We start from the raw sequence: 20,813 nt of genomic DNA, 5'->3' as shown, positions 1-20,813 counted from the left end.
CGTCAGGAGCGCGGCTTCGGTCGCTCGCCGGCGTTGCAGCGCTTCATCGCCGCGACGGCCTCGGAGACGCCGCTCAGGTCGAAGCCCGCCTTCCTGCCCTTGCCCTTGAGGAGGATCTCCTCGGACTCGGCGGCCTTCTCGACGAGGTTGGCGGGCAAGGTCCCGACGAGCCGGGTGCCGTTGCCGGTCCAGGTCGCCTTGGCGTTGACGGTCTTGCCACCGAGTTCGGTGGCGGCCGTGATCTTCTCGTCCCGGTCGTGCTGCCACTTGCTGTAGGTCAGCACCACGACCAGGGCCTTGTTCTCCAGCGCCAAGGTGATCGAATTGTCGGCGTCGTCATCGTCCTCGTCGACGTAGGACCGCACGATCACGCAGGCGGGGCTGCCCGTGACGCTGGTGGCGCGCTCGACCTGCCAGCCGTTCAGGCTCTCGAACAGCGGTCGCTCCTGCTGAAGTGCCTCTTGCGAAAGTGCCTCTTGCGGAAGAGGCTGTTGGGCCCGTGCGGCCCCGGAGGCGACGAGACTCGCGAGCAGGCCGAACAGGCAGGACCGGGCCGGCGACGGGCGCTTCATGACGGGATTCTCCGATGGGAACGGGGGCGGTCGCGGCTCAGAGCTTGGCATCGGGCAACGGCGTCTCCGCCGGTTTGGCGGCCGACTTGGCGGCCGACTCGGCGGCCTCGCGGGCATCCATGAACCCGGCGAACGCTTCGGGCGTCTGGGTCGTGAAGGCGACGATAGGCTGCGGGTCGTCCGACAGGTCGCGGAACGCGGTGCAGAGCTCCGGCGCCGGCTTCGCGAAGGTCGGCTGCAGCTTCCCCTGGATCTCTTCCATGACCGGGGCCATCTCGGGGCCGAGGGCGGCGAGCTTGGCATCGAAGGCGGCCCGTTGCCGCGCCGTCGTCGGGATCTCGCAGCTTCCGAGGAGTTTCTGGAAGATCAGGCCCATGCCGTAGACCTTGATCCGGGTCTCCGAGGGCCGTGCGGCCGCCTTCCGCTCATCCTGGCGTCGCGCCTTCGCGGCCGCGAACGCGTCCGGCCCCAGGGCGAGGTACTGGTCGAGGGCGGTGCCGAAGCTCGCCGCGTCCTCCGCCTTCGGGCAGAAAGGGGCCTTCGGGTCGGTGAAGCGCTTGCCGAGTTCGCTGTCGATGGCCGCCTGGATCGGGCTCATCTCCGGGCGCATCGCCGCCAGCTTGGCCTCGAGATCGGCGCGCTGCTTGCCCGTGCTCGCGACCTCGCATTCCTTGAGGGCTTTCTCGAAAAAGAGCCCGCTCGCGTAGTTGGCGATGCGGCCCTCTGAGGGAAGCTCCGCCGCGACCTCTGCCGGCGTGCCGCTGCAGCGCTTCAACGCGGCGAAGGCTTCGGCGAAGGCCGGGATCTTGAAGTCGGCGTCGCCGTCCTTGAAGCGCAGCACGATGGCGTCGGCGCCCATGAGGTGCGGCAGGAGCGTGTCCGGGAACTCGCCGGTCAACTGGGTGTCGTCGGCCTTCCACTTGGAGCGCCGGTCGACCACCTTCCCGCCCGCCAGGAGAACGACGGTGCGGTCGCCCTTGTCGTGCGACCAGCCCTGGTAGCCGAGGGAGATGACCAGGAATCCCGGGTAGGTCCCGATCGCCACCGCGCTGGCATTCTCGTCGTCCGCATCCTGGTAGCCGCGCACCATCATGCACTTGGCCTTGGCCCCATCGCCGCTGCGGCTGATGTCCCAATCCGCCACCTTCGCGAAGGGAATGTCCTTGGCCGCCGCCGTCGTCGCGGCGAAGCCGATCCCGGCCGCGAACAGGGAGACCAGAAACCGGGATACCATCGACAACTCCACATCGCCTGCGCGTCCGGGGCAGGCGCCCGGATCAAGACCGGCAACCTGGACTGCGGATCATGGAAGATGTGTTGATGTCGGCGACGTCGTCGAAGGATCGTGGCGATCAGGGCTAATGAAAGCGTAATGATCCGGCCCTGAAGATCAGACGATTGCGGCGCTGGACAGATCCCGTGCGCGGCAGCTGCGCGGCGATCCTTCTCTGCGCTGGGTCTCGCCCCGTTCCGACTTGAAGGCCGAAGGTGTCCTGAGCCTTCGGCGCAATACCGGCGAGGGACAGGGATGGTCCAGGGGATGCGCAGTCTTCCCGAACCTGTCCTGCCGGTCTGCCGGCCGGGCCCTGAACCGCAGATCGCGCCCCGGGCGGTTCTGCCCGAGAAGCGATCCGGAGAGGACGGCGAATGGGCTTCGCCGCCCGGTGACGATCTCAGGCGCGGCTGACGCTGGCGGCGGTGATCTCGGAGAGCTTCGTCGCGCCGACCTGGCGCATGATCGTCTCGAACTCGCGCTGCATGATCGCCAGGACCGCCGTGACGCCGGGCTCGCCGAAGGCGGCCAGACCCCAGACGTAGGGGCGGCCGATGCAGACCGCGTTGGCGCCCAGCGCCAGGGCCTTGATCACGTCGGTGCCGCGGCGGAAGCCGCCGTCGATGAGGACGGGCACCTTGCCGTTGACCGCCTGGACCACCTCGGGAAGCGCATCGATCGTCGCCTCGAGGCTCTCCTCGGCGCGGCCGCCATGGTTCGACACGATCAGGGCGTCGACGCCGTAATCGAGGGCCTTCTTGGCGTCCTCGTGGGTGACGATACCCTTGAGGACGAGCTTGCCCTTCACGATGCCGCGCAGGCGCTTCACGTAGTCCCAGGTCATGCCCGTGCCGTAGAGGTTCGTCACCTTCGACACGTCGATGTCGTCGAACATCGGCTTGCGGCTGACCTCGTTCTTGAAGCCCGGCGTATGGCAATCCGAGCAGGTGCGGGTGTCGAGGCGACGCTCCCGGAACAGCGTCTCGGTGTTGCGGCCGCCCTGGCGATCGACCGTGAGCACGATGGCGGGGGCGCCGGCCTTCTCGGCCCGCTTCACCAGGGCCTCGGTCACGGTCCAGTCGTCGGTCGGGTAGAGCATGTACCAGACCGGCGCGCCGCGCTCCTTGATCACGTCCTCGATCGCGGTGCTGCCCACGGTCGACAGGATCATCTGGTGACCCTTGACCTTGGCGCCGCGGGCCACCGCCGACTCGGCCTCGGGATGGAAGGCGGCCTGGCTGCTCACCGGAGCCAGGACGATCGGGCTCGCCCAGGTCTCGCCGAAGATCTTCACGGTGGTGTCGATCTTGCGCACGTCGATCAGGCGGCGGGCGCGGATGCGGATCTTCTCGAAGCCCTCGCGGTTCGCCTTCAGGGTCTCGTCACCGTCGACGCCGCTTGCCAGGTAGCCGTAATGGGCTGGGGGCAAAGCCTTCTTCGCGGCGGGCTCGAAATCGAAGACGTTGAGGGCCTGGCTCGGCGAATCGATGATCTCGCCGACATTGCCGGGGGACTGGCGCAGGACGTCGTAGCTCTGCGCCATGGCGGCGTCGGTGCCGAGGGCCGACAGGCCCGCGAGGGCGGTGACCATCGACGGCGCCACCACCGGGCTGGCCGACAGGAATTCCAGGAACTTGCGACGGTGGAACAGTTTTTCAGTCTCAGAACCGGGCTGAGGTTGAAACATCTCGAACTTAAAAAGGCTCTCGGCGATCTCGCGAAGCCGCCGTCCTGCACCAGGGATGTTGCAGTGCGCAACAATGCGGCCTGGGCCTATAATTCTCTACAGGCTCCGGAAAGGCACCAATTATAATGCAAAAATCGAAATTTTAATGGTTACGCATCGCATAAGTTTTTGAGGCGGAAGTCGTCGGAAATGCAGAGCTCTGCGTGAGTCTGCATGCTGCATTGCACGCAGTGCATTATGGTCACGCTTCCATGGCCGGGATCGGTCCGGCTCAGTCGTCCTGCGATTCGACCACCGCGCCGGTCGGGCCGCGGTAGCCCGTCGCCAAGACGTAGAGTTCGCTCGAATCGGCCCGGCTCGCATTCGGCTTCACGTGGCGCACGCTGGCGAAGTCCCGCTTCAGGTCGGCGAGCAGCGTCCCTTCGGTGCCGCCCTGGAACACCTTGGCAAGGTAGGACCCGCCGGGCGCCAGGATCTCACGGGCGAATTCGGCCGCGGTCTCGGCGAGGCCGATGATCCGCAAGTGGTCGGTCTGCTTGTGGCCGGTGGTGTTGGCGGCCATGTCGGAGAGCACGAGGTCGGCCGGCCCCCCGAGGAGGTCGGTGAGCAGCGTCGGCGCCTCGGGAGCGAGGAAGTCGAGGGTGATGAAGTCGACCCCGACCATCGGCTCGATCTCGAGCAGGTCGATCCCGACGATCTTGCCGCTGGCCCCCACGATCTTGGCCGCCACCTGCGACCAGCCGCCGGGGGCCGCGCCGAGGTCGACGATGCGCTGACCGGGCTTCAGGAGCTTGAAGCGCTCGTCGATCTCGATGAGCTTGAAGGCTGCGCGCGAGCGATAGCCCTCGCGCTTGGCCCGGGCCACGTAGGGATCGTTGAGCTGGCGCTCCAGCCAGCGCTTCTGCGAGGCGGTCCGGCCCCGCCCCGTCTTCACCCGCTGCTTGAGTTCGCCGCGCAGACCCGCGCCGGCACCACGCCTGTCACTCACCGGTAGCTCCCACGGCGCCAGACGCCGTCCTCACGCATCATGTTCATCAAGAGGCCCTCGCGCAGGCCGCGATCGGCGATGCGCAGGCGGTCCGACGGAAACGCCCGGCGGATCGCCTCCAGGATGGCGCAGCCCGCCAGGACCAGGTCCGCCCGGTCCCGCCCGATGCAGGGATTGTCCGCGCGCTGTTCGAGCCGCGTGTCGAGGAGGTCGTCGATCGCCTCGCCCACATCGGCGTCGCTCATCCAGAGACCGTCGACCCGCCGGCGCTCGTAGCGGGCGAGACGCAGGTGCATCGCCGCCAGCGTCGTTACCGTACCGGAGGTGCCGAGCAGGTGGAAGTGCCGGGCATTCGCGGCGGGCGCGGCCCGAATGGCGAAGCGCGCCAGGAGATCGGCTACCTCCTCGACCATGCCCTCGAAGGTCAGGCGGGTGACGTCGGAGCCGCCGTGGCGCTCGGCCAGGGTCACGACGCCCACGGGCAGGGAATCCCAGGCGCGGATGCGCAGGGTCGGATCGGCCGAGGGGTTCGTCGCCGCGCCGTCGAGCCAGGCGATCTCGGTGGAGCCGCCGCCGATGTCGAAGATCACCACCGACTCGGAATAGGGGTCGGCCAGGGCGGCGCAGCCCGTCACCGCCAGGTAGGCCTCGGTCTGCCGGTCGACGATCTCGAGGTCGAGCCCGACCTCGTTGCGCACCCGCTCGACGAACGCGGCGCCGTTCACCGCGAGGCGGCAGGCCTCGGTGGCGATGATCTTCGCCCGCACCACGCCGCGGGCCTGCATCTTGGCCTTGCAGACCCGAAGGGCCTCGAGGGTCCGCTCGATCGCGGGCTCGCTGAGCCGGTCCGCGTTGCCGAGCCCCTCGCCGAGACGGACGATCCGCGAGAAGGCGTCGATCACCCGGAAGCCGTGCGAGGCCGGCTCGGCCACGAGGAGGCGGCAATTGTTGGTGCCGAGGTCGAGGGCCGCATAGGCGCTGCGCCGGCCCGGACGGCTGGCCGAAGCCGGCGTATCGGCGCGCGCCACCGGTGCCGCTAGCGGCGTCTTCCCGCCGCTCGGGCGGGCCGGCATGGTCGCGGCGCTCTCGTCCCTCATCGGCTGAGCCGAAATCCTCGATCATGGCCCTCGGCGGAGAGCCGGACCAACAGTCCCGTGAGACGCTACAGGTCTCCCCGGCAAACTGCAAAGCCTCGATCGCCCGGACGACCGCATCCGGGATGAATTCAGCCGCTCGAACGAAGCAGGCCGGGCCTCACCCGAGCGGGCTTTCCGCGCGGACGCTCACCCGAGCTTGCTGGCCGCCGCCATGCGCGGCACCGGCCGGAGGAGGCTCTTCACCTGCGAGAACGGGCGCGGCCGGTTGATCACCTCGTCGAGGCGCGACCACAAGGTCTTGGGCGAGAACGGCTTGGCGATGATCTCGTTGACCCCGAGCGAGATCGCCCGGTCGACCACGTTGCGCCGGGGCTGGGCCAGCATCAGGATGATCGGGACGGTGGGGGACGGCGAGGTGGTGGGCGTGCGCGCCAGGCGGATGAACTCCTCGCCCGAGAGGATCGCCAGATCCCAGTCGATGATGGTGAGGTCCGGCTTGCTCTCCGCCAGGACGCCGAGGGCCTCGGCCCCGTCCGGCGCCTCCAGCACCCGCTTGATCCCGACGCGCATCAGCATGTCGCGGACGATGCGGCGGATGTAGAGACTCTCGTCGACCACCAGTGCCGAGAGGTCCGGAAAACTCGGGGTCGCGATCATGGATGCGGCATCGGGCCCGGCGGCTCGGGGCGGACATGCCCCGCCGGTAGCCTACCGTTCGGGACTTTGCGCTTTGCTAACATCGGCCAGCAAATCGATTCGATCGGCGGTCGCGAGAATTGCCTCAGCGGCGGGCACGGGCCGGGAGCGGCGCGGGGGTGCGCTAAAAAGCTACGCATTTTGCCGCAGGAAAGTTACGGAACTCTCGCCAACCGGGGCAGAAGCATCTTGCGATCAAGGCGGCTTTCAGTCAGGACTAAGGCGTTATTCTTGGTCACCGCTGCTGGGAGTAATGATAGAGCGGAGCGTGGGCTGTCTGGGATGGCGCGCACGCGGTTATCGAAACTGATGGTCGGCGGACGGTTTTTGCGAGCTTTCTATGGGACGTGGTCGTGATTTTCGGGGGCCGCAGAAGCGCGGCTTCGATGAGGGTGGAGCCGAGCCGCGTTGGCCGGATCAGGCTCCTCCGAGCGGCGGTGGCTACGGTGGTGGTTTCGGCGGTGGCGGCGGTTTCGACCGTGGTCCGTCGCGCGCCGCTGCGGCGCCCTCTGGACCGGAGCGCGATGCGACGGTCAAGTGGTTCAACAAGGAGAAAGGCTTCGGTTTCGTCGAGCTGGCGGACGGTTCGGGCGATGCCTTCCTCCACATCCGCGCCGTTGAAGCTGCTGGCCATGCCGACCTCCTCCCCGGCACGCGCCTGACGGTTCACACCGCCCAGGGCCAGAAGGGTCCGCAGGTGACCGACGTCACCAGCGTGGACACCTCCACGGCCGAGGCCGCTCCCATGCGCGACGCGCGTCCGCCCCGCAGCGGCGGCTTCGGTGGCGGCGACCGCTTCGGCGGTGGCGGCGGCTACGGTGGTGGCGGTGGCGGCGGTAGCTACGGCGACCGCGGCGGTGATCGTGGCGGCGGCCGCTTCGCCAGCGGCCCGTCCACCGAGATGACCGGCACGGTGAAGTGGTACGACCCGGCCAAGGGCTTCGGCTTCGTCTCCGTCAACGACGGTGGCAAGGACGTGTTCGTGCACCGTTCGGCCCTCTCCCGCGCCGGTCTCGACTCCCTGGCCGAAGGCCAGCAGGTCGTCCTCGGCGTCGTCGAGGGTCAGAAGGGCCGCGAGGCCCAGAGCATCAACGTCGACGATTGATCGACACGGGCTGGCCGCGTTGCGGCCACCTTTCACGGCATGACTGAAACGGCGGCCCGCCCGGGCCGCCGTTTCGCGTTTCAGGCTGACGTCGCGAGAGGCGCCAGTGCCTCCGGAGATCGGGATGCGGACCACCCTCCTCGCGCTGATCGGCCTTGCCGGGCTGGCGGCGCATGTTCCGGCCGCGGCCGAGGACTTCACCGGCTTCTATGCCGGCGTGAATGCCGGCTACGGCTTCGAGACCGGCGGGCGGGACAGGCGCGGCGTCGTGCCGGGTGCGCCGGGTGATGAGCCGGGAGCCGCCGACGGCGGTCTTCCCCCGAGCGCCCGGGATGCGTCCCGCGCCCTGCGGTCGCTCAACCGCGCAGCCCCGGGCGCCGGCACCCTCCCCCGCTGAGCTCTCGCGACCTGTTTCGGCCGAGACCCTCGCCTCCGAAGCCGTTGTTCCCGAAACCGGCGCTTCAACGAGAAAGGGCCACCCTCGCGGGCGGCCCTCTCGTATCGTCGGCGATGATCCGCTGGGATCAGCGCGAATAGAACTCGATCACGAGGTTCGGTTCCATCTGGACCGGGTAGGGAACCTCGCCGAGGTTCGGCACGCGGGTGACGCGGGCCGTCATCTTGGAGTGATCCACCTCGATGTAGTCCGGCACGTCGCGCTCGGCGAGCTGCGCGGCCACGACGACGATCTCGAGCTGCTTCGAGGAATCCTTGACCTCGATCAGGTCGCCCGGCTTCACGAGATAGCTGGCGATGTTGACGCGCTGGCCGTTGACCTTGACGTGACCGTGGTTGACGAACTGACGCGCCGCGAACGGGGTCGGCACGAACTTCGCGCGGTACACGACGGCGTCGAGGCGGCGCTCGAGCAGACCGATCAGGTTCTCACCGGAATCGCCGCGCAGGCGGATCGCCTCGGCGTAGTAACGGCGGAACTGCTTCTCGGTGATGTTGGCGTAGTAGCCCTTGAGCTTCTGCTTGGCGCGCAGCTGCGTGCCGAAGTCGGACATCTTGCCCTTGCGGCGCTGGCCATGCTGGCCTGGGCCGTACTCGCGGCGATTGACGGGGCTCTTCGGGCGGCCCCAGATGTTCTGGCCCATGCGGCGATCGAGCTTGTGCTTCGCCTGAATGCGTTTTGACATCGCGGTTCCTCTCGCAATGGAGATCTATCGAGGAACGCGCCCTCCTCTCTCCGCCGGGCCCGGAAGCCTGGAGCGGAGCGACAGGACGGACATTGCCGCCCACGGGTGCGCTTGAAAAGCATCGGGGCCCCTCGTCGGAGCCCCGTTACCGGCGCCTCGTTAGAGCACGCGGCCGCCTCCGTCAATGCCGAGCCGGCTGCCCATCACCTATTGCAGGCCGAGCGGCATCGCCTCCACCGCGACGCGCCCGACCCCGCGGGCCTCCAGGGAGCGGCGCAGGGGCGCCGTGAGGCCGGCGCCGCTGGTGAAGGCGCCGAGCACCGGCGCATCGTCCCGGCCCAGGGCGCGGGGGCTCGGCCCGATCAGCTGCGTCACCCGCCGGGCGATGGCCGGGGCCGGGTCGATCCAGGTCACGGGCCAGGGGGCAAGGGCCCGGAACCGGGCTAGGAGTAGGGGGTAGTGGGTGCAGGCGAGGCAGACCACGTCGGTCCGCCGGCCATCCTCCAGGGTGACGAAGCAGGGGGCGATTTCGCGGGCCAGGGCCGCGTCGTCCACGGGCTGGCCGGCCAGCTCGGCTTCCGCGAAGCCGGCGAGGTTCGGGGCGCCCACCAGGGTGACGGCGCAGGCGCTCGCGTAGGTCTCGACGAGTTCGTGGGTGTAGGCGCGTGCCACGGTGCCGGGCGTCGCCAGGAGGCTGACCACCCGCGAGCGCGTCGCCTCCGCGGCCGGCTTGATCGGCGGCACGACGCCGACGAAGGGCGTGGCGAAGCGCTGGCGCAGGGCCGGCAGCACCAGGGTCGAGGCGGTGTTGCAGGCCACCACGACGAGGTCCGGCGCGTGCAGCCCGAGCAGGCGCTCCATGACGCCGAGCACCCGCTCCACCAGCACCGGCTCGGACAGGCGGCCATACGGGAAGGCGGCATCGTCCGCGGCGTAGACGTAGGCGGCATCCGGTCGGGCCCGCCGGACCTGCTCCAGCACCGTCAGCCCACCCAGCCCGGAATCGAACACCAGGATGGTGGGCGCGGGCGCTACGCTCCGTGCCACGGCCGCCGTGGTCGCTCCTGCCATGAGATCGATCCGCATCCGAGTCCGGCCCGACTGTCCCGCGTGAACGGCGAAGTGTCGGCCCCGAAGGGTTAAGGGGAGGTCACCGTGGCCGGAAAAAGGCGATCGACCCGGCGGTCCGAGCGTAGCCGCGACGAAGGACCCCGCACGGTCTCCGTTGCCGAATGGCCGCGGGGCCATATCTCCTCTCTCACGTTCAGGTTTGCGGGTTCAGGTATGGGAGTGGCCGCCATGGCAGCGTCGGCAGCGTTTCGCGAGACCCCTGTGGCCGAGCCCGGCCGGTCTGCGTTCCCACCCCCGCCCCTCTCGGCGATGCCGGTGGACCGCGCGGCCTGGATCGCGGCCTTCCACCACGTCCGCGACGAGACCGAGCGCCGCGCGGCGCCGCTATCCCCGGAGGACCAGCAGGTCCAGTCGATGGCGGATGCCAGCCCGACGAAATGGCATCGCGCGCACACCACGTGGTTCTTCGAGCAGTTCCTGCTGCGTGAGCACCTGCCGGGCTACGCCATCTACGACGAGCGGCTGCACTACCTCTTCAACTCGTACTACGTCGCCGCCGGCCCCCGTCAGCCCCGGATCATGCGCGGGCTCATCACCCGGCCGACGGCGGACGAGGTCGCTGCCTACCGCGCGCATGTCGACCGCTCGGTGGATGCCCTCCTGAGCCAGGCCTCCGCCAGTGCCCTCGAGGCGGTGCTCCCGGTCCTCGAGATCGGGCTCTATCACGAGCAGCAGCACCAGGAATTGCTGGTCACCGATATCCTGCACGCCTTCGCGCAGAACCCGCTCGGCCCGGCCTATGACGGGGATTGGCGTTTCCCGAGGCCCCAGAGCGCCGGCGGACGCACGGAGCTGCGCCGGGGCATCGAGTCCATCGGCCATGCGGGCGAGGGCTTCTCCTTCGACAACGAATCCCCGCGCCACGATGCCTTGATCCAGGGCGGCACCCTTGACAGGGCCCTAGTCACCAACGGGCAGTGGCGTGAATTCATGGCCGATGGCGGCTACACCCGGCCGGAGCTCTGGCTCTCGGACGGCTGGATCGCCGCCCAGACCGAAGGGTGGGAAGCGCCGGGCTACTGGCGCGAGGCCGAGGGCGGATGGGCGAGCATGACGCTTGCCGGCATCCAGCCGGTCGATCCCGACCTTCCCGTCACCCACATCAGCTACTACGAAGCCGATGCCTATGCCCGCTGGGCCGGGCGTGACCTGCCGACCGAGTTCGAGTGGGAAGTCGCGGCCCGCGCGGACAAGCTCCCCGACGCCTTCGGACTCGTCTGGCAGTGGACCCGCAGCGCCTACACGGCCTACCCCGGCTACCGCCCGGTGGACGGCGCGCTCGGCGAGTACAACGGCAAGTTCATGTCGAACCAATTCGTCCTGCGCGGCTCCTCGGTGGCGACGCCGCAGGGCCATGCGCGGGTCGGCTACCGCAACTTCTTCTATCCCCATCAACGCTGGCAGTTCACGGGCCTACGCCTGTCGGACGCCCGGTCCTGATCCTCGACCCGTCGCGTGCCCGGAGACGTCCCTTGACCATCAACCCCGTCTTCACGGACGCGACCCCGATCGCGGCCATCGATGCCGAGCGCCAGTTCCTGGACGATGTGCTAACCGGCCTCTCGGCGCCCCAAAAGTTCCTGTCGGCGAAGTATTTCTACGACGCCGCTGGCTCGGACCTGTTCGAGGCGATCACCCGGCAGCCCGAATACTACCCGACCCGCACGGAGCTCGGCATTCTCGACGCGCAAGGATCGGCCATCGCTGCGACCCTGCCGGCCCGGGCGACCCTCGTCGAGCTCGGCAGCGGCTCGACCGTGAAGGTCCGGCGCCTGATGGTGCACCGGCCGGACCTTGCAGCCTACGTCCCGGTCGATGTCTCGGAGAGCTTCCTCCTCAGCGAGGCCGAGGCCCTGGCCCGGGACTTCCCGAACCTGACGATCGCTCCCGTTGCGGCGGATTTCACCCGGGCCTTCACCCTCCCGGCCGGGTTGTCGGGCGGCCCGGTCGCCGGGTTCTTCCCCGGCTCCACCATCGGCAATTTCGAGCCGCCCGAGGCGACCCGGCTGCTCGCCCATTTCGGGCGGGTGCTCGGGGCGGGTGCCACCCTGATCATCGGTGTCGACCTCGTGAAGGAGAAGGCGGTGCTCGATGCCGCCTACGACGATGCCGCCGGCGTGACGGCGGCCTTCAACCGCAACCTGCTCGTGCGGATGCGCCACGAGCTCGGCGCGGAGGTCGATCTCGACGCGTTCGTCCACCGGGCCTTCTTCAACCCCGAGGCCTCCCGTATCGAGATGCACCTCGTCAGCCTGAAGGCCCAGACCATCCGCATCGCGGATCGCCGCATCGCCTTTGCCGAGGGTGAGACCATCCACACCGAGAACAGCTACAAGTACACGGTTGAGAGCTTCCGCACCCTGGCGGGCGAGGCCGGCTGGAGCGCTGAGGCGGTCTGGACCGATCCCGATCGGCTGTTCTCGATCCACGCCCTGCGGCGGGGCTGAGGGCGCGAATCGAAACCGGTCGATCCCTGCGGACGACCGGCCTCCGCGCGTCGCTAAAGTGCTGCGCTCGGCGTGACGTGGGACCGGCGCCGGTTGGTTCGACCGGCGTCCGGATCAGCTGCGCTTCTCCATCATCGCCTTGACCTGCATCAGCTGGTCCCAGAGCTGGCCCGGCGAGGTCCCGAGGAAATCGAGGCCGGCGGTCACGCCCCAGTAGAGTCCGAAGACGATCACCGGAACCAGGATCCAGCCCAGGATCTCCTCGCCGCGCCGGCGGCGCCGACGCCGCAGCCGGCGCTGCTCCCGCGCCGTGAGCTTCGGGGCGGCGGCCTGCTTGGTGGCGATGGGCGTGAGGGGACCCTCGTGCAAGTCGTTCATCGGGGACGCCCCTCCTCAACCGATCTCAGCGCTGGGGAGGCGTATCCGGCCAGTCTCTCGCAGTGTCCGCGCTCCATTCCCGCGCTTGCTAACCATCCGGCGACCCCGTGTCGACCGCCGGATGTGGTTTTCCGCCGCCCGTCGGACGTGAAAAACCGGCCCCTCCCGACGGGGAGAGGCCGGTTCGACCGGGTGGATCTCAGGCCCTGGCCTTTCAGGCCTTGACCAGCGGCACCTTCGGAACGGTGCGGACCCCGGCGCCGCCGCTGGGGCCGCCCTTGTCGTCGCGCTTGTCGTTCGTCTTGCGTGCCGAGGCCTTGGCCTTCGTGCGCTTGTGCTTCTTGGCCGCGTTGGCGACGTCCTTCTCGGGCTTCGGCGTGACCGGACCGGCCGGGAACTCGAAGCCGAGCGCGTCCTTCTCCGCGCCCTCGCCCTTGCGCAGGACGACCCGCACCGCGCCGCCGTCCTTGAGCCGCCCGAACAGCACCTCGTCGGCCAGCGGCGTCTTGATGGTCGACTGGATCAGGCGAGCCATCGGGCGGGCGCCCATCGCGTCGTCGTAGCCGTTCTCGGTCAGCCACTCGCGCGCCTCGTCCGAGAGCTCGATGGTGACGTTGCGGTCGGCGAGCTGCGCCTCGAGCTGGAGCACGAACTTGTCGACCACCTTCGCCACCACGTCCTTCGGCAGGTGCCCGAAGGAGATGATCGCGTCGAGACGGTTGCGGAATTCCGGCGCGAACAGCTTGTTGATCGCCTCGACGTCGTCACCCGTGCGCTTGGCCTGGGTGAAGCCGTAGGCCGAACGCGCGAGGTCGGAGGCGCCCGCATTCGTGGTCATGATGATGATCACGTTGCGGAAGTCGACCTGCTTGCCGTTGTGGTCGGTGAGCTTGCCGTGATCCATGACCTGCAACAGGATGTTGAAGAGGTCCGGATGCGCCTTCTCGATCTCGTCCAGCAGCAGCACGCAGTGCGGATGCTGGTCGATGCCGTCGGTGAGCAGGCCGCCCTGGTCGAATCCGACATAGCCGGGGGGCGCGCCGATGAGGCGGCTGACCGTGTGCCGCTCCATGTACTCCGACATGTCGAAGCGCAGCATCTCGACGCCGAGGGACGCGGCGAGCTGCTTGGCGGCCTCGGTCTTGCCGACGCCGGTCGGACCCGCGAACAGGTACGAACCGATCGGCTTGTCGGGATCGCGCAGGCCCGCGCGGGCCAGCTTGATCGCGGAGGTCAGCGCGTCGATGGCGTTGGGCTGGCCGTAGACCACACGCTTGAGGTTCTCGGTGAGGTTCTTGAGAACCACCGCGTCGTCCTTCGAGACGGTCTTCGGCGGGATGCGGGCCATCGTGGCGATGGTCGCCTCGATCTCCTTGACGCCGATGGTGCGCTTGCGGCGTGCCTCCGGCACCAGCATCTGCGAGGCACCGGTCTCGTCGATCACGTCGATCGCCTTGTCCGGCAGCTTGCGGTCGTTGATGTAGCGCGCCGAGAGCTCGACCGCGGCTTTCACGGCCTCGGTGGTGTACTTGAGCTTGTGGAACTCCTCGAAGTACGGCTTCAAGCCCTTCACGATCTCGATCGCGTCGGGGATCGACGGCTCGTTGACGTCGATCTTCTGGAAGCGACGCACTAGGGCGCGATCCTTCTCGAAGTACTGGCGGTATTCCTTGTAGGTGGTCGAGCCGATGCAGCGCAGCGAGCCGTTGGCCAGGGCGGGCTTGAGGAGGTTCGAGGCATCCATCGCCCCACCGGAGGTGGCGCCGGCGCCGATCACCGTGTGGATCTCGTCGATGAACAGCACCGCGTTCGGGTGCGCCTCGATCTCCTTCATCACCTGCTTGAGGCGCTCCTCGAAGTCACCCCGGTAGCGGGTGCCCGCCAGCAGGGTGCCCATGTCGAGGGAGAAGACCGTGGCCTCGATGAGGACCTCGGGCACCTCCTTGTTGATGATCTTGCGCGCCAGGCCCTCGGCGATGGCGGTCTTGCCGACGCCGGGCTCGCCCACGAGGAGCGGGTTGTTCTTCTGGCGGCGGCACAGGATCTGGATCGTGCGCTGCACCTCGGCCTCGCGGCCGATCAGCGGGTCGATCCGCCCGTCGCGGGCCTTCTTGTTGAGGTTGACGCAGTAGGCCTCGAGGGCATCGCCCTTCTTCTTCGTGCGGCCTTCGCCCTCGTCGCCGCTCGGACGCTCGGACGCGGATTCCTCGTCAGCACCGCGCACGGGCTTGGCCTCGGACGCGCCCGGGCGCTTGGCGATGCCGTGGCTGATGTAGTTGACCGCGTCGTAGCGCGTCATGTCCTGCTCCTGCAGGAAGTACGCGGCATGGCTCTCGCGCTCGGCGAAGATCGCCACCAGCACGTTCGCGCCGGTGACCTCCTCGCGCCCGGAGGACTGCACGTGGATCACGGCACGCTGGATCACGCGCTGGAAGCCGGCCGTCGGCTTGGCATCCTGACGGCCGTCCCCGATGAGGTTCGACAACTCGGTGTCGACGTACTCGACCAGACTGCGCTTGAGGGTGTCGACCTCGACGTTGCAGGCCCGCATGACGGCGGCCGCGTCCTGATCGTCCACGAGGGCGAGCAGGAGATGCTCCAGCGTCGCATATTCGTGCCGGCGCTCGCCGGCGAGCGCCAGGGCGCGGTGGAGAGCTTGTTCTAGGCTGCGAGAGAAGCTGGGCAAAGCGTGGCCTCTGTGTGGGGTGCCTATTTCTTTTCCATAACGCACTGGAGAGGATGTTGGTGTTTGCGGGCGAAGTCCATGACCTGCGTCACCTTGGTCTCCGCAACTTCGTACGTGAAGATCCCGCACTCGCCGACACCATTGTGGTGCACGTGCATCATGATCTGAAACGCGACTTCCTGGGACTTGTTGAAGAATTTCTCGACGACGTGAACCACGAACTCCTGAGGAGTGTAGTCGTCGTTCAGCAAGAGAACCCGGTAAAGGCTCGGTCGCTTGGTCTTGGGCTTGGTGCGGGTGATGATGGCGGTCCCGGACCGGCCGTCATCCGTACCACCCGGTTCGCGTGGCTCGTCCGTCGCCCGCACATTCGCGACGCGCCGGTGCGGTGAAAAGGTCTCGGGGCCGTCCGCGCGCGAGGATTCGCTGCCCCGTATCAGGACGTCGGTCATCTGAATCGCATCGACCCCTTGGTGCGGCATGCTGCTTGGTGGCTGCTCATCCGCGGGTCGCGCCGGCGAGGCGCGCTCGCATCGCTGTTAATCTATAGGGCGATCGGTCGCTTCGCCAGTCGGCTGCGCGCACTTGTCCGAGACGGCAGCGGACCGGCTTCCCCAATCACCCGGACGACGCTCCGGGAACGCCCGGTCCCGGAGACGAAAAAGGCCCCGTGCGAGCGATCGCACGGGGCCGGCCTGTCAGAACGTGAAGGACTGCGGCGGGCCGTGCGCCCGCTGCGCGGCGCCCGGGTGTCAGGCCGCCTTCTGGTCGGCCGCGGGGAAGCCGGGAAGTTTGGGGAAGCCCGCGAGGTCGAAGGCCTTCGGGTTGAAGAAGGCCTTCGGGTTGAAGAGATTCTTGGGATCGAAGAAGCCCTTGAGATCGAACGGCGCCTTGGCCTGATGCGGCGCTCCGACGTCCTGGGCGAGGCCCTGGTACAGGTCGGTCATCACCTTGGCCTGGTTCTGCAGGCGCTCGTAGGACGCCTTGAGGTACTCGGCCTGGATCTCCAGGGCGGACTGCAGTGTGCGCGCAGCGGCCAGCTTCTTCATCGCTTCGGCGCCGGCGCTGTAGGATTCCTTGGCGAAATCCGCCATCTCGATGCCGGCCGTCTGATTGGTCTTGGCGAGCGAGGAGACGCTCTTCATCACGCTGGCGAGGCCGGTCTTGTTCATCTCGGCGGCCTTCTCGTACATTTGGGTCATCTGACGATCCTTCCGCCCCCGCGGGGCTTACCCTGACGTGTCGGGCGACTGCCCGCGAGGCCGAAGCCGGCCGTGACGTTTTGTGTGCGACGCAACATAAAACGTCAAGCGATATATTGCATCGCAATATGGGCGGCGGATCCAACGAATTGGTCGCGCTGCATTAACCGGGCCGTAACTGCGTCCACCTAGCCTGATTGACAGATGTTGCGGGGTAACGGCGGCACGGCCGCACCCCCCGCCGAGATGTTGCGGTGCAAGCCGACCCGCGGGTCGTGCATGTCGAGGCAGTGAGTCGTGATGCGTAGCCATACTCCCCGCGTCGGCCGGGTGCCTGCTATCCCGGCCGCGATCGCAGCGGCCGCCGTCCTGGCCGCCCTCGCCTCCCCGGCCGAGGCGCGACGCGGCCATCATCACCGCGGTGGCGGCGGTGGCGGCTACAACCCGCCCTACGCCGCCATGGTGGTGGACGTGAAGACCGGCAAGACGCTGCACGCGATCAACGAGGATTCGCTGCGCCATCCGGCCTCGATCACCAAGGTGATGACGCTCTACATGCTCTTCGAGCAGCTGGAGCGCGGACGCTACACCCTTGAGTCGCCACTCACCATCTCGTCCTTCGCGGCCTCCCAGGCTCCCTCGAAGCTCGGCCTGCGTCCGGGCTCCACCATCGAGGTTGAGGACGCGATCAAGGCGATCGTGACGAAGTCGGCCAACGATGTGGCCTGCGCCATCGGCGAGAACATCGCCGGCTCCGAAGCCCGCTTCGCCGAGATGATGACGCAGAAGGCCAAGGCTCTCGGCATGAGCCGCACCCACTACGCCAATGCCTCTGGTCTCCCCGATGCCGACCAGATCACCACGGCGCGCGATCTCACCATCCTGGCCCGGGCGATCCAGGATCGCTTCCCGCGGTACTACCGGTACTTCCAGACCCGGTCCTTCGCCTTCCGCGGCCGGGTCATCGGCAACCACAATCGCCTCCTCGGCAATGTCCAGGGCGTGGACGGGATCAAGACCGGCTACACCCGCGATTCCGGCTTCAACCTGATGACGGCGGCCAAGCTCGACGACCGCCAGATCGTGGCGATCGTGCTGGGCGGTAAATCCGGCGCCAGCCGTGACCGGATCATGGCCGACCTCGTGCGCCAGTCCCTGCCCCGCGCCTATGCGGGTGCCCGCCAGGCCCCCTCGACCGTTGAGGTCGCGGAGCGCGCGCGCCCGGCCGTGGTCGCCGACGGCGCCTCGCGCACCCGGACCCAGGTGGCCTCCGCCGACGACGAGGATGTGGAAACCACGGCATCGACCCTGCACGCCGGTCAGCCCCTCGACATCAGCCCCGGCCGCTCCGCCACCACGACCCCCGGCAGTGCCGGCATGAAGTGGCGCTCCGGCGCCCTGCCGGCCTCGGCGCAGGCCTATGCGCCGTCCGGCGGCCAGCCGGCCTTCCCGTCCGGCGGCAAGAGCGACGCCCGTCTCGCCTCCGTCGACGGCCCCCGCAGCGAGGCGGCGAAGCCGGTCTCCAGCGCGCGGATCACCCCCACGGCCTGGGTCATCCAGCTCGGCGCCATGGACGACGAGGACAAGGCGAAATCCATGCTGTCCGACGCCCGCAGCCGGGCCGGCGGCGCGCTCTCGAAGGCCTCGCCCTACACGGTGAAGGTCGAGCATGGCGGCGCGACCCTGTTCCGAGCCCGGTTCTCGGGCTTCGCAGAGCAGGACAGCGCACAGGATGCCTGCAACGCGCTGAAGCGCAACGGCTTCAACTGCTTCGCCACCCGCAGCTGAGTTTGCACTGACGGGTCTGCAAGGGACCGGCGCCCCGTTCGGGTGTTCCGGCACAGGACACGGACGCCCGGTTCGTATCGCCGGACGGCCGCACTCTCGACATTCCCTGTCTGGCAACGCGCGTGGAGTATCAGCGATGTCGGTTGTTAAGCCTGTCACGGGCCGCGTTGACGCGGGCCGCCTGCTCGGCCGTGCCTCCCTGGTCGGGGTGCAGCCGCTTCATCAGCGTCCGGTGAGCCGTGCGGACCTGCTCCAGGGACGCCCCGCGCTCAAGCCCCAGGATCTCATAGGCCTCCTGCTCCGTCATCGCCCCTGGATACGCCGCGCGGCGCGGCCCCGGGTCGGGATCTCCCTGAGCGTCTACACGCCAGCCGGGATGCCGGCGGTCGAGATACGCCTCTAGACGACGGGCGGTCTTGGCATCGCGTCCGAACAGGGCGATGAGGGCGGGCAGGGGGATGACCGCCAGGGGCTGGCCGGCATAGGGACCCGCCAGGGCGATCCCCTCCCCGCCCGCATCGAAGCGGATGGTGGCGCCGGACAGCCGGCGTGGATCGTAGCGGGCGGCAAAACCCCGGACCCGGCGGTTCAGGCCGGCCGACCCCTCGAGCAGCCAGATGGCGCCGCCCCCGAGCAGGACGGCGAACTCGAGCCGGCCCCGCATCAGGAAGAGTGCTGCCAGCGCGAGGGCGATGTAGCCTCCCACCTGCCGCAGGACGCGTGCCGTCAGGGCCGGATGGCGAATTCGCAGGTTTCGCCCGAACCACCACACGAGAAGGAGCGCCACCGCTCCGGCGAGGAACGTCACCGGCCGAACCCGTACTCGGCACCGACCCGGCCGCCGACGCGCAGCTTCACTCCGCCCACATCACGGAACCCCTGGGTGTCCGCGACCGCCGGCTTCGGGCGCGCCGTGCCGCAGCCGGGCTGCGGCGGCAGACGGACGCCCTCGGGCGCATTGTCCGGGCAGAGATGCGGCGGTGTCCGCTCGGCGGCCCCGGCGGCGAGGGTACCGGCCAGCCAGAGCAGGACGGCGCAGGAGGGACGAAGGCTGACCATGGGTCACTTTCACTGACGATGGATCGCTTTAGCGAGCGCCGCGCGGCGTGACGAGGGCCCGGCCTCAGAGCCGGCTCTCCGCCACGTCGGTGGTGGTGACGCGGATACGGCGGGTGCGTCCGTCCCGTTCCACGGTCAGGTCGATCGAGGTGCCGAGACCGGCCGCCTCCATGGCGGCGGTGAGGTCGGCGAGGCGATGCACCGGCCGGTCGCCGGCCCCGACGATGATGTCGCCGATCTCGCCCGTCTGCGGGTCGACACCCTGAAGGCCGGCCGATGCGGCCGGAGAGCCGCGCAGCACGCGCAGGACCACCACCCCGTCGATTCCGAGGCGCGCCGCAGTCGCCTCTTGTCCCGCGATGATGCCGATGCCGGGATTGCGCGTCCGTCCGTTGCGGATGAGCTCGGGGACGACCCGGTTCACGACGTCGACCGGGATCGCGAAGCCGATGCCGGCGCTCGCCCCGGAGGGCGAGAAGATCGCGGTGTTGACGCCGATGAGGCGCCCGGCGGAGTCCAAGAGCGGACCTCCGGAATTGCCGGGATTGATCGCCGCATCGGTCTGGATGACTCCGGAGAGTTCCCGTCCCGCGCTGGTGGGCAGGCGACGCTGCAGGGCGCTGATCACGCCGGTCGTCAGCGTGTGGTCGAGGCCGAACGGATTGCCGATGGCGAAGACCGACTGGCCGACCTTGAGATCGGCCGAGGTGCCGATGGCCAGGGGCTGCAAGGCCGCGGTGGTACGCCCCAGGCGAATGACGGCGAGATCGTAGCTCGGGGTTGCGCCGACGAGGCTGGCCGACACGACCGCACCCGAGGAGAGGCGGACCGCGATGGTGCCCCCACCCTGTGCCGCCGCCGCGACCACGTGGTTGTTGGTGACGATGTGTCCGGCCGCATCCCAGATGAAGCCCGTTCCGGTCTGCGAGCCGCCGCCCGACTCACCGCCCTCGTTGTCGACCCCCATCAGGGCTCGCCCCTGGGCGGCGGCCTGCACGAAGACGTGGACCACGGACGGGCTGGCCCGGGCGAAGAGCTCCACCGTCGCCGTCTCGGCGGGCGCCAGGTCGCCGCGGGCGGTGATCGCCCGCGCGGTGTCCGCCGAGAACAGCAGGCCGGTCAGGTAGGGCTGGGCGACGAAGAGGGCGAGCAGGCCGAGGGCCGCCCCGGCGGCCCAGCGGAGGAAGCGATCCGCCGGCCGCGGCGGATACCGATCGGGCATGTGTCATCCTCTTCACCATGCTGCGAAAACCGCACCGCTTCGCGTCGCCATTAACTGGGCGGTGACGCAATGGCCTTCAACTGGCTCGGTACCGCGACGGATCAGGGTGCGACAGCACACCGAAACCCGCCGTGGCCAAAGATAAACTTCGGCTCGACATTGTCAGCCGAGGCGACAAAGAGAACGAGAGGGCGTCCAAAAGCAGCCATATTCTGCGCGCTGATCAACAACGGCACGCTTTGTATGAGGGAGGGAGCTTTTAGGTTCGAATGAGCATTTCATTCCTGCCTGAAATGACCTCAAAGCTGCCTTAGAGATGCTTCCATTCACCCGGATAGAC

General features: G+C 68.6%; 20 protein-coding genes. 5 read left to right on the top strand and 15 right to left on the bottom strand.

What is annotated here, in order from left to right; translation table 11 throughout:
• Positions 1-2: 2 nt before the first annotated feature.
• The 6 genes from ASF58_RS14570 to ASF58_RS14545 all read right to left on the bottom strand — a co-directional run bounded on the left by ASF58_RS14570 (position 3) and on the right by ASF58_RS14545 (position 6,274).
• Positions 3-572, bottom strand: coding sequence for a hypothetical protein (locus ASF58_RS14570; protein WP_055953425.1), 570 nt, complete (start codon positions 570-572; stop codon positions 3-5).
• Between the two features lie 37 nt (positions 573-609).
• Positions 610-1,806 carry a hypothetical protein gene (locus ASF58_RS14565; protein WP_055953422.1) on the bottom strand — a complete coding sequence of 399 codons (1,197 nt, stop codon included), beginning with the start codon at positions 1,804-1,806 and terminating at the stop codon, positions 610-612.
• A 439-nt stretch (positions 1,807-2,245) separates the two neighbouring features.
• Positions 2,246-3,532, bottom strand: coding sequence for an alpha-hydroxy acid oxidase (locus ASF58_RS14560; protein ID WP_055953419.1), 1,287 nt, complete (start codon positions 3,530-3,532; stop codon positions 2,246-2,248).
• A gap of 271 nt (positions 3,533-3,803) precedes the next feature.
• The gene (locus ASF58_RS14555) at positions 3,804-4,520 is read right to left on the bottom strand and encodes an RlmE family RNA methyltransferase (protein ID WP_055953416.1); all 717 of its coding nucleotides are present in this window, start codon (positions 4,518-4,520) and stop codon (positions 3,804-3,806) included.
• Entirely contained in the window at positions 4,517-5,617 is a 1,101-nt protein-coding gene (locus ASF58_RS14550) for a Ppx/GppA phosphatase family protein (protein WP_055953412.1), read from the bottom strand. The genes ASF58_RS14555 and ASF58_RS14550 overlap by 4 nt, the downstream gene beginning before the upstream one ends.
• Before the next feature lie 186 nt (positions 5,618-5,803).
• Positions 5,804-6,274, bottom strand: coding sequence for a response regulator (locus tag ASF58_RS14545; protein WP_055953409.1), 471 nt, complete (start codon positions 6,272-6,274; stop codon positions 5,804-5,806).
• A gap of 379 nt (positions 6,275-6,653) precedes the next feature.
• On the opposite strand from ASF58_RS14545, the gene ASF58_RS27495 reads away from it, so the two are divergent.
• Both ASF58_RS27495 and ASF58_RS14535 read left to right on the top strand, forming a co-directional pair.
• Positions 6,654-7,418 carry a cold shock domain-containing protein gene (locus tag ASF58_RS27495; protein WP_055953406.1) on the top strand — a complete coding sequence of 255 codons (765 nt, stop codon included), beginning with the start codon at positions 6,654-6,656 and terminating at the stop codon, positions 7,416-7,418.
• Positions 7,419-7,542: 124 nt separating this feature from the next.
• Positions 7,543-7,815 (top strand): hypothetical protein, encoded by a 273-nt coding sequence (locus tag ASF58_RS14535; RefSeq protein ID WP_055953403.1) that lies wholly within the window; start codon positions 7,543-7,545, stop codon positions 7,813-7,815.
• A 127-nt stretch (positions 7,816-7,942) separates the two neighbouring features.
• On the opposite strand, the gene rpsD is transcribed toward ASF58_RS14535, so the two are convergent.
• Positions 7,943-8,560 (bottom strand): 30S ribosomal protein S4, encoded by a 618-nt coding sequence (gene rpsD / locus ASF58_RS14530; protein ID WP_055953400.1) that lies wholly within the window; start codon positions 8,558-8,560, stop codon positions 7,943-7,945.
• Between the two features lie 207 nt (positions 8,561-8,767).
• A complete protein-coding gene (murI, locus tag ASF58_RS14525; RefSeq protein ID WP_055953397.1) occupies positions 8,768-9,646 on the bottom strand; it encodes a glutamate racemase in 879 nt (292 codons plus the stop codon).
• Between the two features lie 213 nt (positions 9,647-9,859).
• Between murI and egtB the strand changes: the two genes are divergently transcribed.
• On the top strand, positions 9,860-11,131 hold the full coding sequence (gene egtB / locus ASF58_RS14520; RefSeq protein ID WP_055953394.1) for an ergothioneine biosynthesis protein EgtB: 1,272 nt from the start codon (positions 9,860-9,862) through the stop codon (positions 11,129-11,131).
• Between the two features lie 38 nt (positions 11,132-11,169).
• Positions 11,170-12,138 carry an L-histidine N(alpha)-methyltransferase gene (gene egtD / locus ASF58_RS14515; protein WP_244477339.1) on the top strand — a complete coding sequence of 323 codons (969 nt, stop codon included), beginning with the start codon at positions 11,170-11,172 and terminating at the stop codon, positions 12,136-12,138.
• Between the two features lie 114 nt (positions 12,139-12,252).
• Here egtD and ASF58_RS14510 read toward each other — a convergent pair whose 3' ends face one another.
• The 4 genes from ASF58_RS14510 to ASF58_RS25025 form a co-directional block, all read right to left on the bottom strand.
• Positions 12,253-12,516, bottom strand: coding sequence for a hypothetical protein (locus ASF58_RS14510; RefSeq protein WP_055953388.1), 264 nt, complete (start codon positions 12,514-12,516; stop codon positions 12,253-12,255).
• Between the two features lie 214 nt (positions 12,517-12,730).
• Complete coding sequence (gene clpA / locus ASF58_RS14505; RefSeq protein ID WP_055953385.1) at positions 12,731-15,202, bottom strand: ATP-dependent Clp protease ATP-binding subunit ClpA; 2,472 nt, start codon at positions 15,200-15,202, stop codon at positions 12,731-12,733.
• A 23-nt stretch (positions 15,203-15,225) separates the two neighbouring features.
• Positions 15,226-15,570 (bottom strand): ATP-dependent Clp protease adapter ClpS, encoded by a 345-nt coding sequence (gene clpS, locus ASF58_RS14500; protein ID WP_055953857.1) that lies wholly within the window; start codon positions 15,568-15,570, stop codon positions 15,226-15,228.
• A 384-nt stretch (positions 15,571-15,954) separates the two neighbouring features.
• Positions 15,955-16,404 carry a phasin family protein gene (locus ASF58_RS25025; RefSeq protein ID WP_082513066.1) on the bottom strand — a complete coding sequence of 150 codons (450 nt, stop codon included), beginning with the start codon at positions 16,402-16,404 and terminating at the stop codon, positions 15,955-15,957.
• Between the two features lie 300 nt (positions 16,405-16,704).
• On the opposite strand from ASF58_RS25025, the gene ASF58_RS14490 reads away from it, so the two are divergent.
• Positions 16,705-18,192, top strand: coding sequence for a D-alanyl-D-alanine carboxypeptidase (locus ASF58_RS14490; protein ID WP_055953382.1), 1,488 nt, complete (start codon positions 16,705-16,707; stop codon positions 18,190-18,192).
• A 130-nt stretch (positions 18,193-18,322) separates the two neighbouring features.
• On the opposite strand, the gene ASF58_RS14485 is transcribed toward ASF58_RS14490, so the two are convergent.
• The 3 genes from ASF58_RS14485 to ASF58_RS14475 all read right to left on the bottom strand — a co-directional run bounded on the left by ASF58_RS14485 (position 18,323) and on the right by ASF58_RS14475 (position 20,473).
• On the bottom strand, positions 18,323-19,000 hold the full coding sequence (locus ASF58_RS14485; RefSeq protein WP_055953379.1) for a DnaJ domain-containing protein: 678 nt from the start codon (positions 18,998-19,000) through the stop codon (positions 18,323-18,325).
• Positions 18,997-19,251, bottom strand: a complete 255-nt coding sequence (locus ASF58_RS14480) for a hypothetical protein (RefSeq protein WP_055953376.1) — start codon at positions 19,249-19,251, stop codon at positions 18,997-18,999. Before ASF58_RS14480 ends, ASF58_RS14485 begins: the two co-directional genes overlap by 4 nt.
• 64 nt (positions 19,252-19,315) lie before the next feature.
• Entirely contained in the window at positions 19,316-20,473 is a 1,158-nt protein-coding gene (locus ASF58_RS14475) for a trypsin-like peptidase domain-containing protein (RefSeq protein WP_055953373.1), read from the bottom strand.
• Positions 20,474-20,813 lie beyond the last annotated feature (340 nt).

Origin of the sequence: Methylobacterium sp. Leaf125 (assembly GCF_001423085.1) — a bacterium.
GTDB lineage: Bacteria > Pseudomonadota > Alphaproteobacteria > Rhizobiales > Beijerinckiaceae > Methylobacterium.
The sequence above is the reverse complement of the archived record's forward strand: the minus strand, read 5'-3'. Positions and strand labels throughout refer to the sequence as shown.

Excerpts from the sequence above, each read along its gene's own strand:
- ASF58_RS14490 (WP_055953382.1), top strand. The coding sequence starts at position 16,705 with ATGCGTAGCCATACTCCCCGCGTCGGCCGGGTGCCTGCTATCCCGGCC.
- ASF58_RS27495 (WP_055953406.1), top strand. The coding sequence starts at position 6,654 with ATGGGACGTGGTCGTGATTTTCGGGGGCCGCAGAAGCGCGGCTTCGAT.
- egtB (WP_055953394.1), top strand. The coding sequence starts at position 9,860 with ATGGCAGCGTCGGCAGCGTTTCGCGAGACCCCTGTGGCCGAGCCCGGC.
- rpsD (WP_055953400.1), bottom strand. The coding sequence starts at position 8,560 with ATGTCAAAACGCATTCAGGCGAAGCACAAGCTCGATCGCCGCATGGGC.
- ASF58_RS14570 (WP_055953425.1), bottom strand. The coding sequence starts at position 572 with ATGAAGCGCCCGTCGCCGGCCCGGTCCTGCCTGTTCGGCCTGCTCGCG.
- ASF58_RS14480 (WP_055953376.1), bottom strand. The coding sequence starts at position 19,251 with ATGGTCAGCCTTCGTCCCTCCTGCGCCGTCCTGCTCTGGCTGGCCGGT.
- ASF58_RS14545 (WP_055953409.1), bottom strand. The coding sequence starts at position 6,274 with ATGATCGCGACCCCGAGTTTTCCGGACCTCTCGGCACTGGTGGTCGAC.
- ASF58_RS14475 (WP_055953373.1), bottom strand. The coding sequence starts at position 20,473 with ATGCCCGATCGGTATCCGCCGCGGCCGGCGGATCGCTTCCTCCGCTGG.
- ASF58_RS14565 (WP_055953422.1), bottom strand. The coding sequence starts at position 1,806 with ATGGTATCCCGGTTTCTGGTCTCCCTGTTCGCGGCCGGGATCGGCTTC.
- ASF58_RS14550 (WP_055953412.1), bottom strand. The coding sequence starts at position 5,617 with ATGAGGGACGAGAGCGCCGCGACCATGCCGGCCCGCCCGAGCGGCGGG.
- ASF58_RS14510 (WP_055953388.1), bottom strand. The coding sequence starts at position 12,516 with ATGAACGACTTGCACGAGGGTCCCCTCACGCCCATCGCCACCAAGCAG.
- ASF58_RS14535 (WP_055953403.1), top strand. The coding sequence starts at position 7,543 with ATGCGGACCACCCTCCTCGCGCTGATCGGCCTTGCCGGGCTGGCGGCG.
- murI (WP_055953397.1), bottom strand. The coding sequence starts at position 9,646 with ATGCGGATCGATCTCATGGCAGGAGCGACCACGGCGGCCGTGGCACGG.
- ASF58_RS14560 (WP_055953419.1), bottom strand. The coding sequence starts at position 3,532 with ATGTTTCAACCTCAGCCCGGTTCTGAGACTGAAAAACTGTTCCACCGT.
- ASF58_RS25025 (WP_082513066.1), bottom strand. The coding sequence starts at position 16,404 with ATGACCCAAATGTACGAGAAGGCCGCCGAGATGAACAAGACCGGCCTC.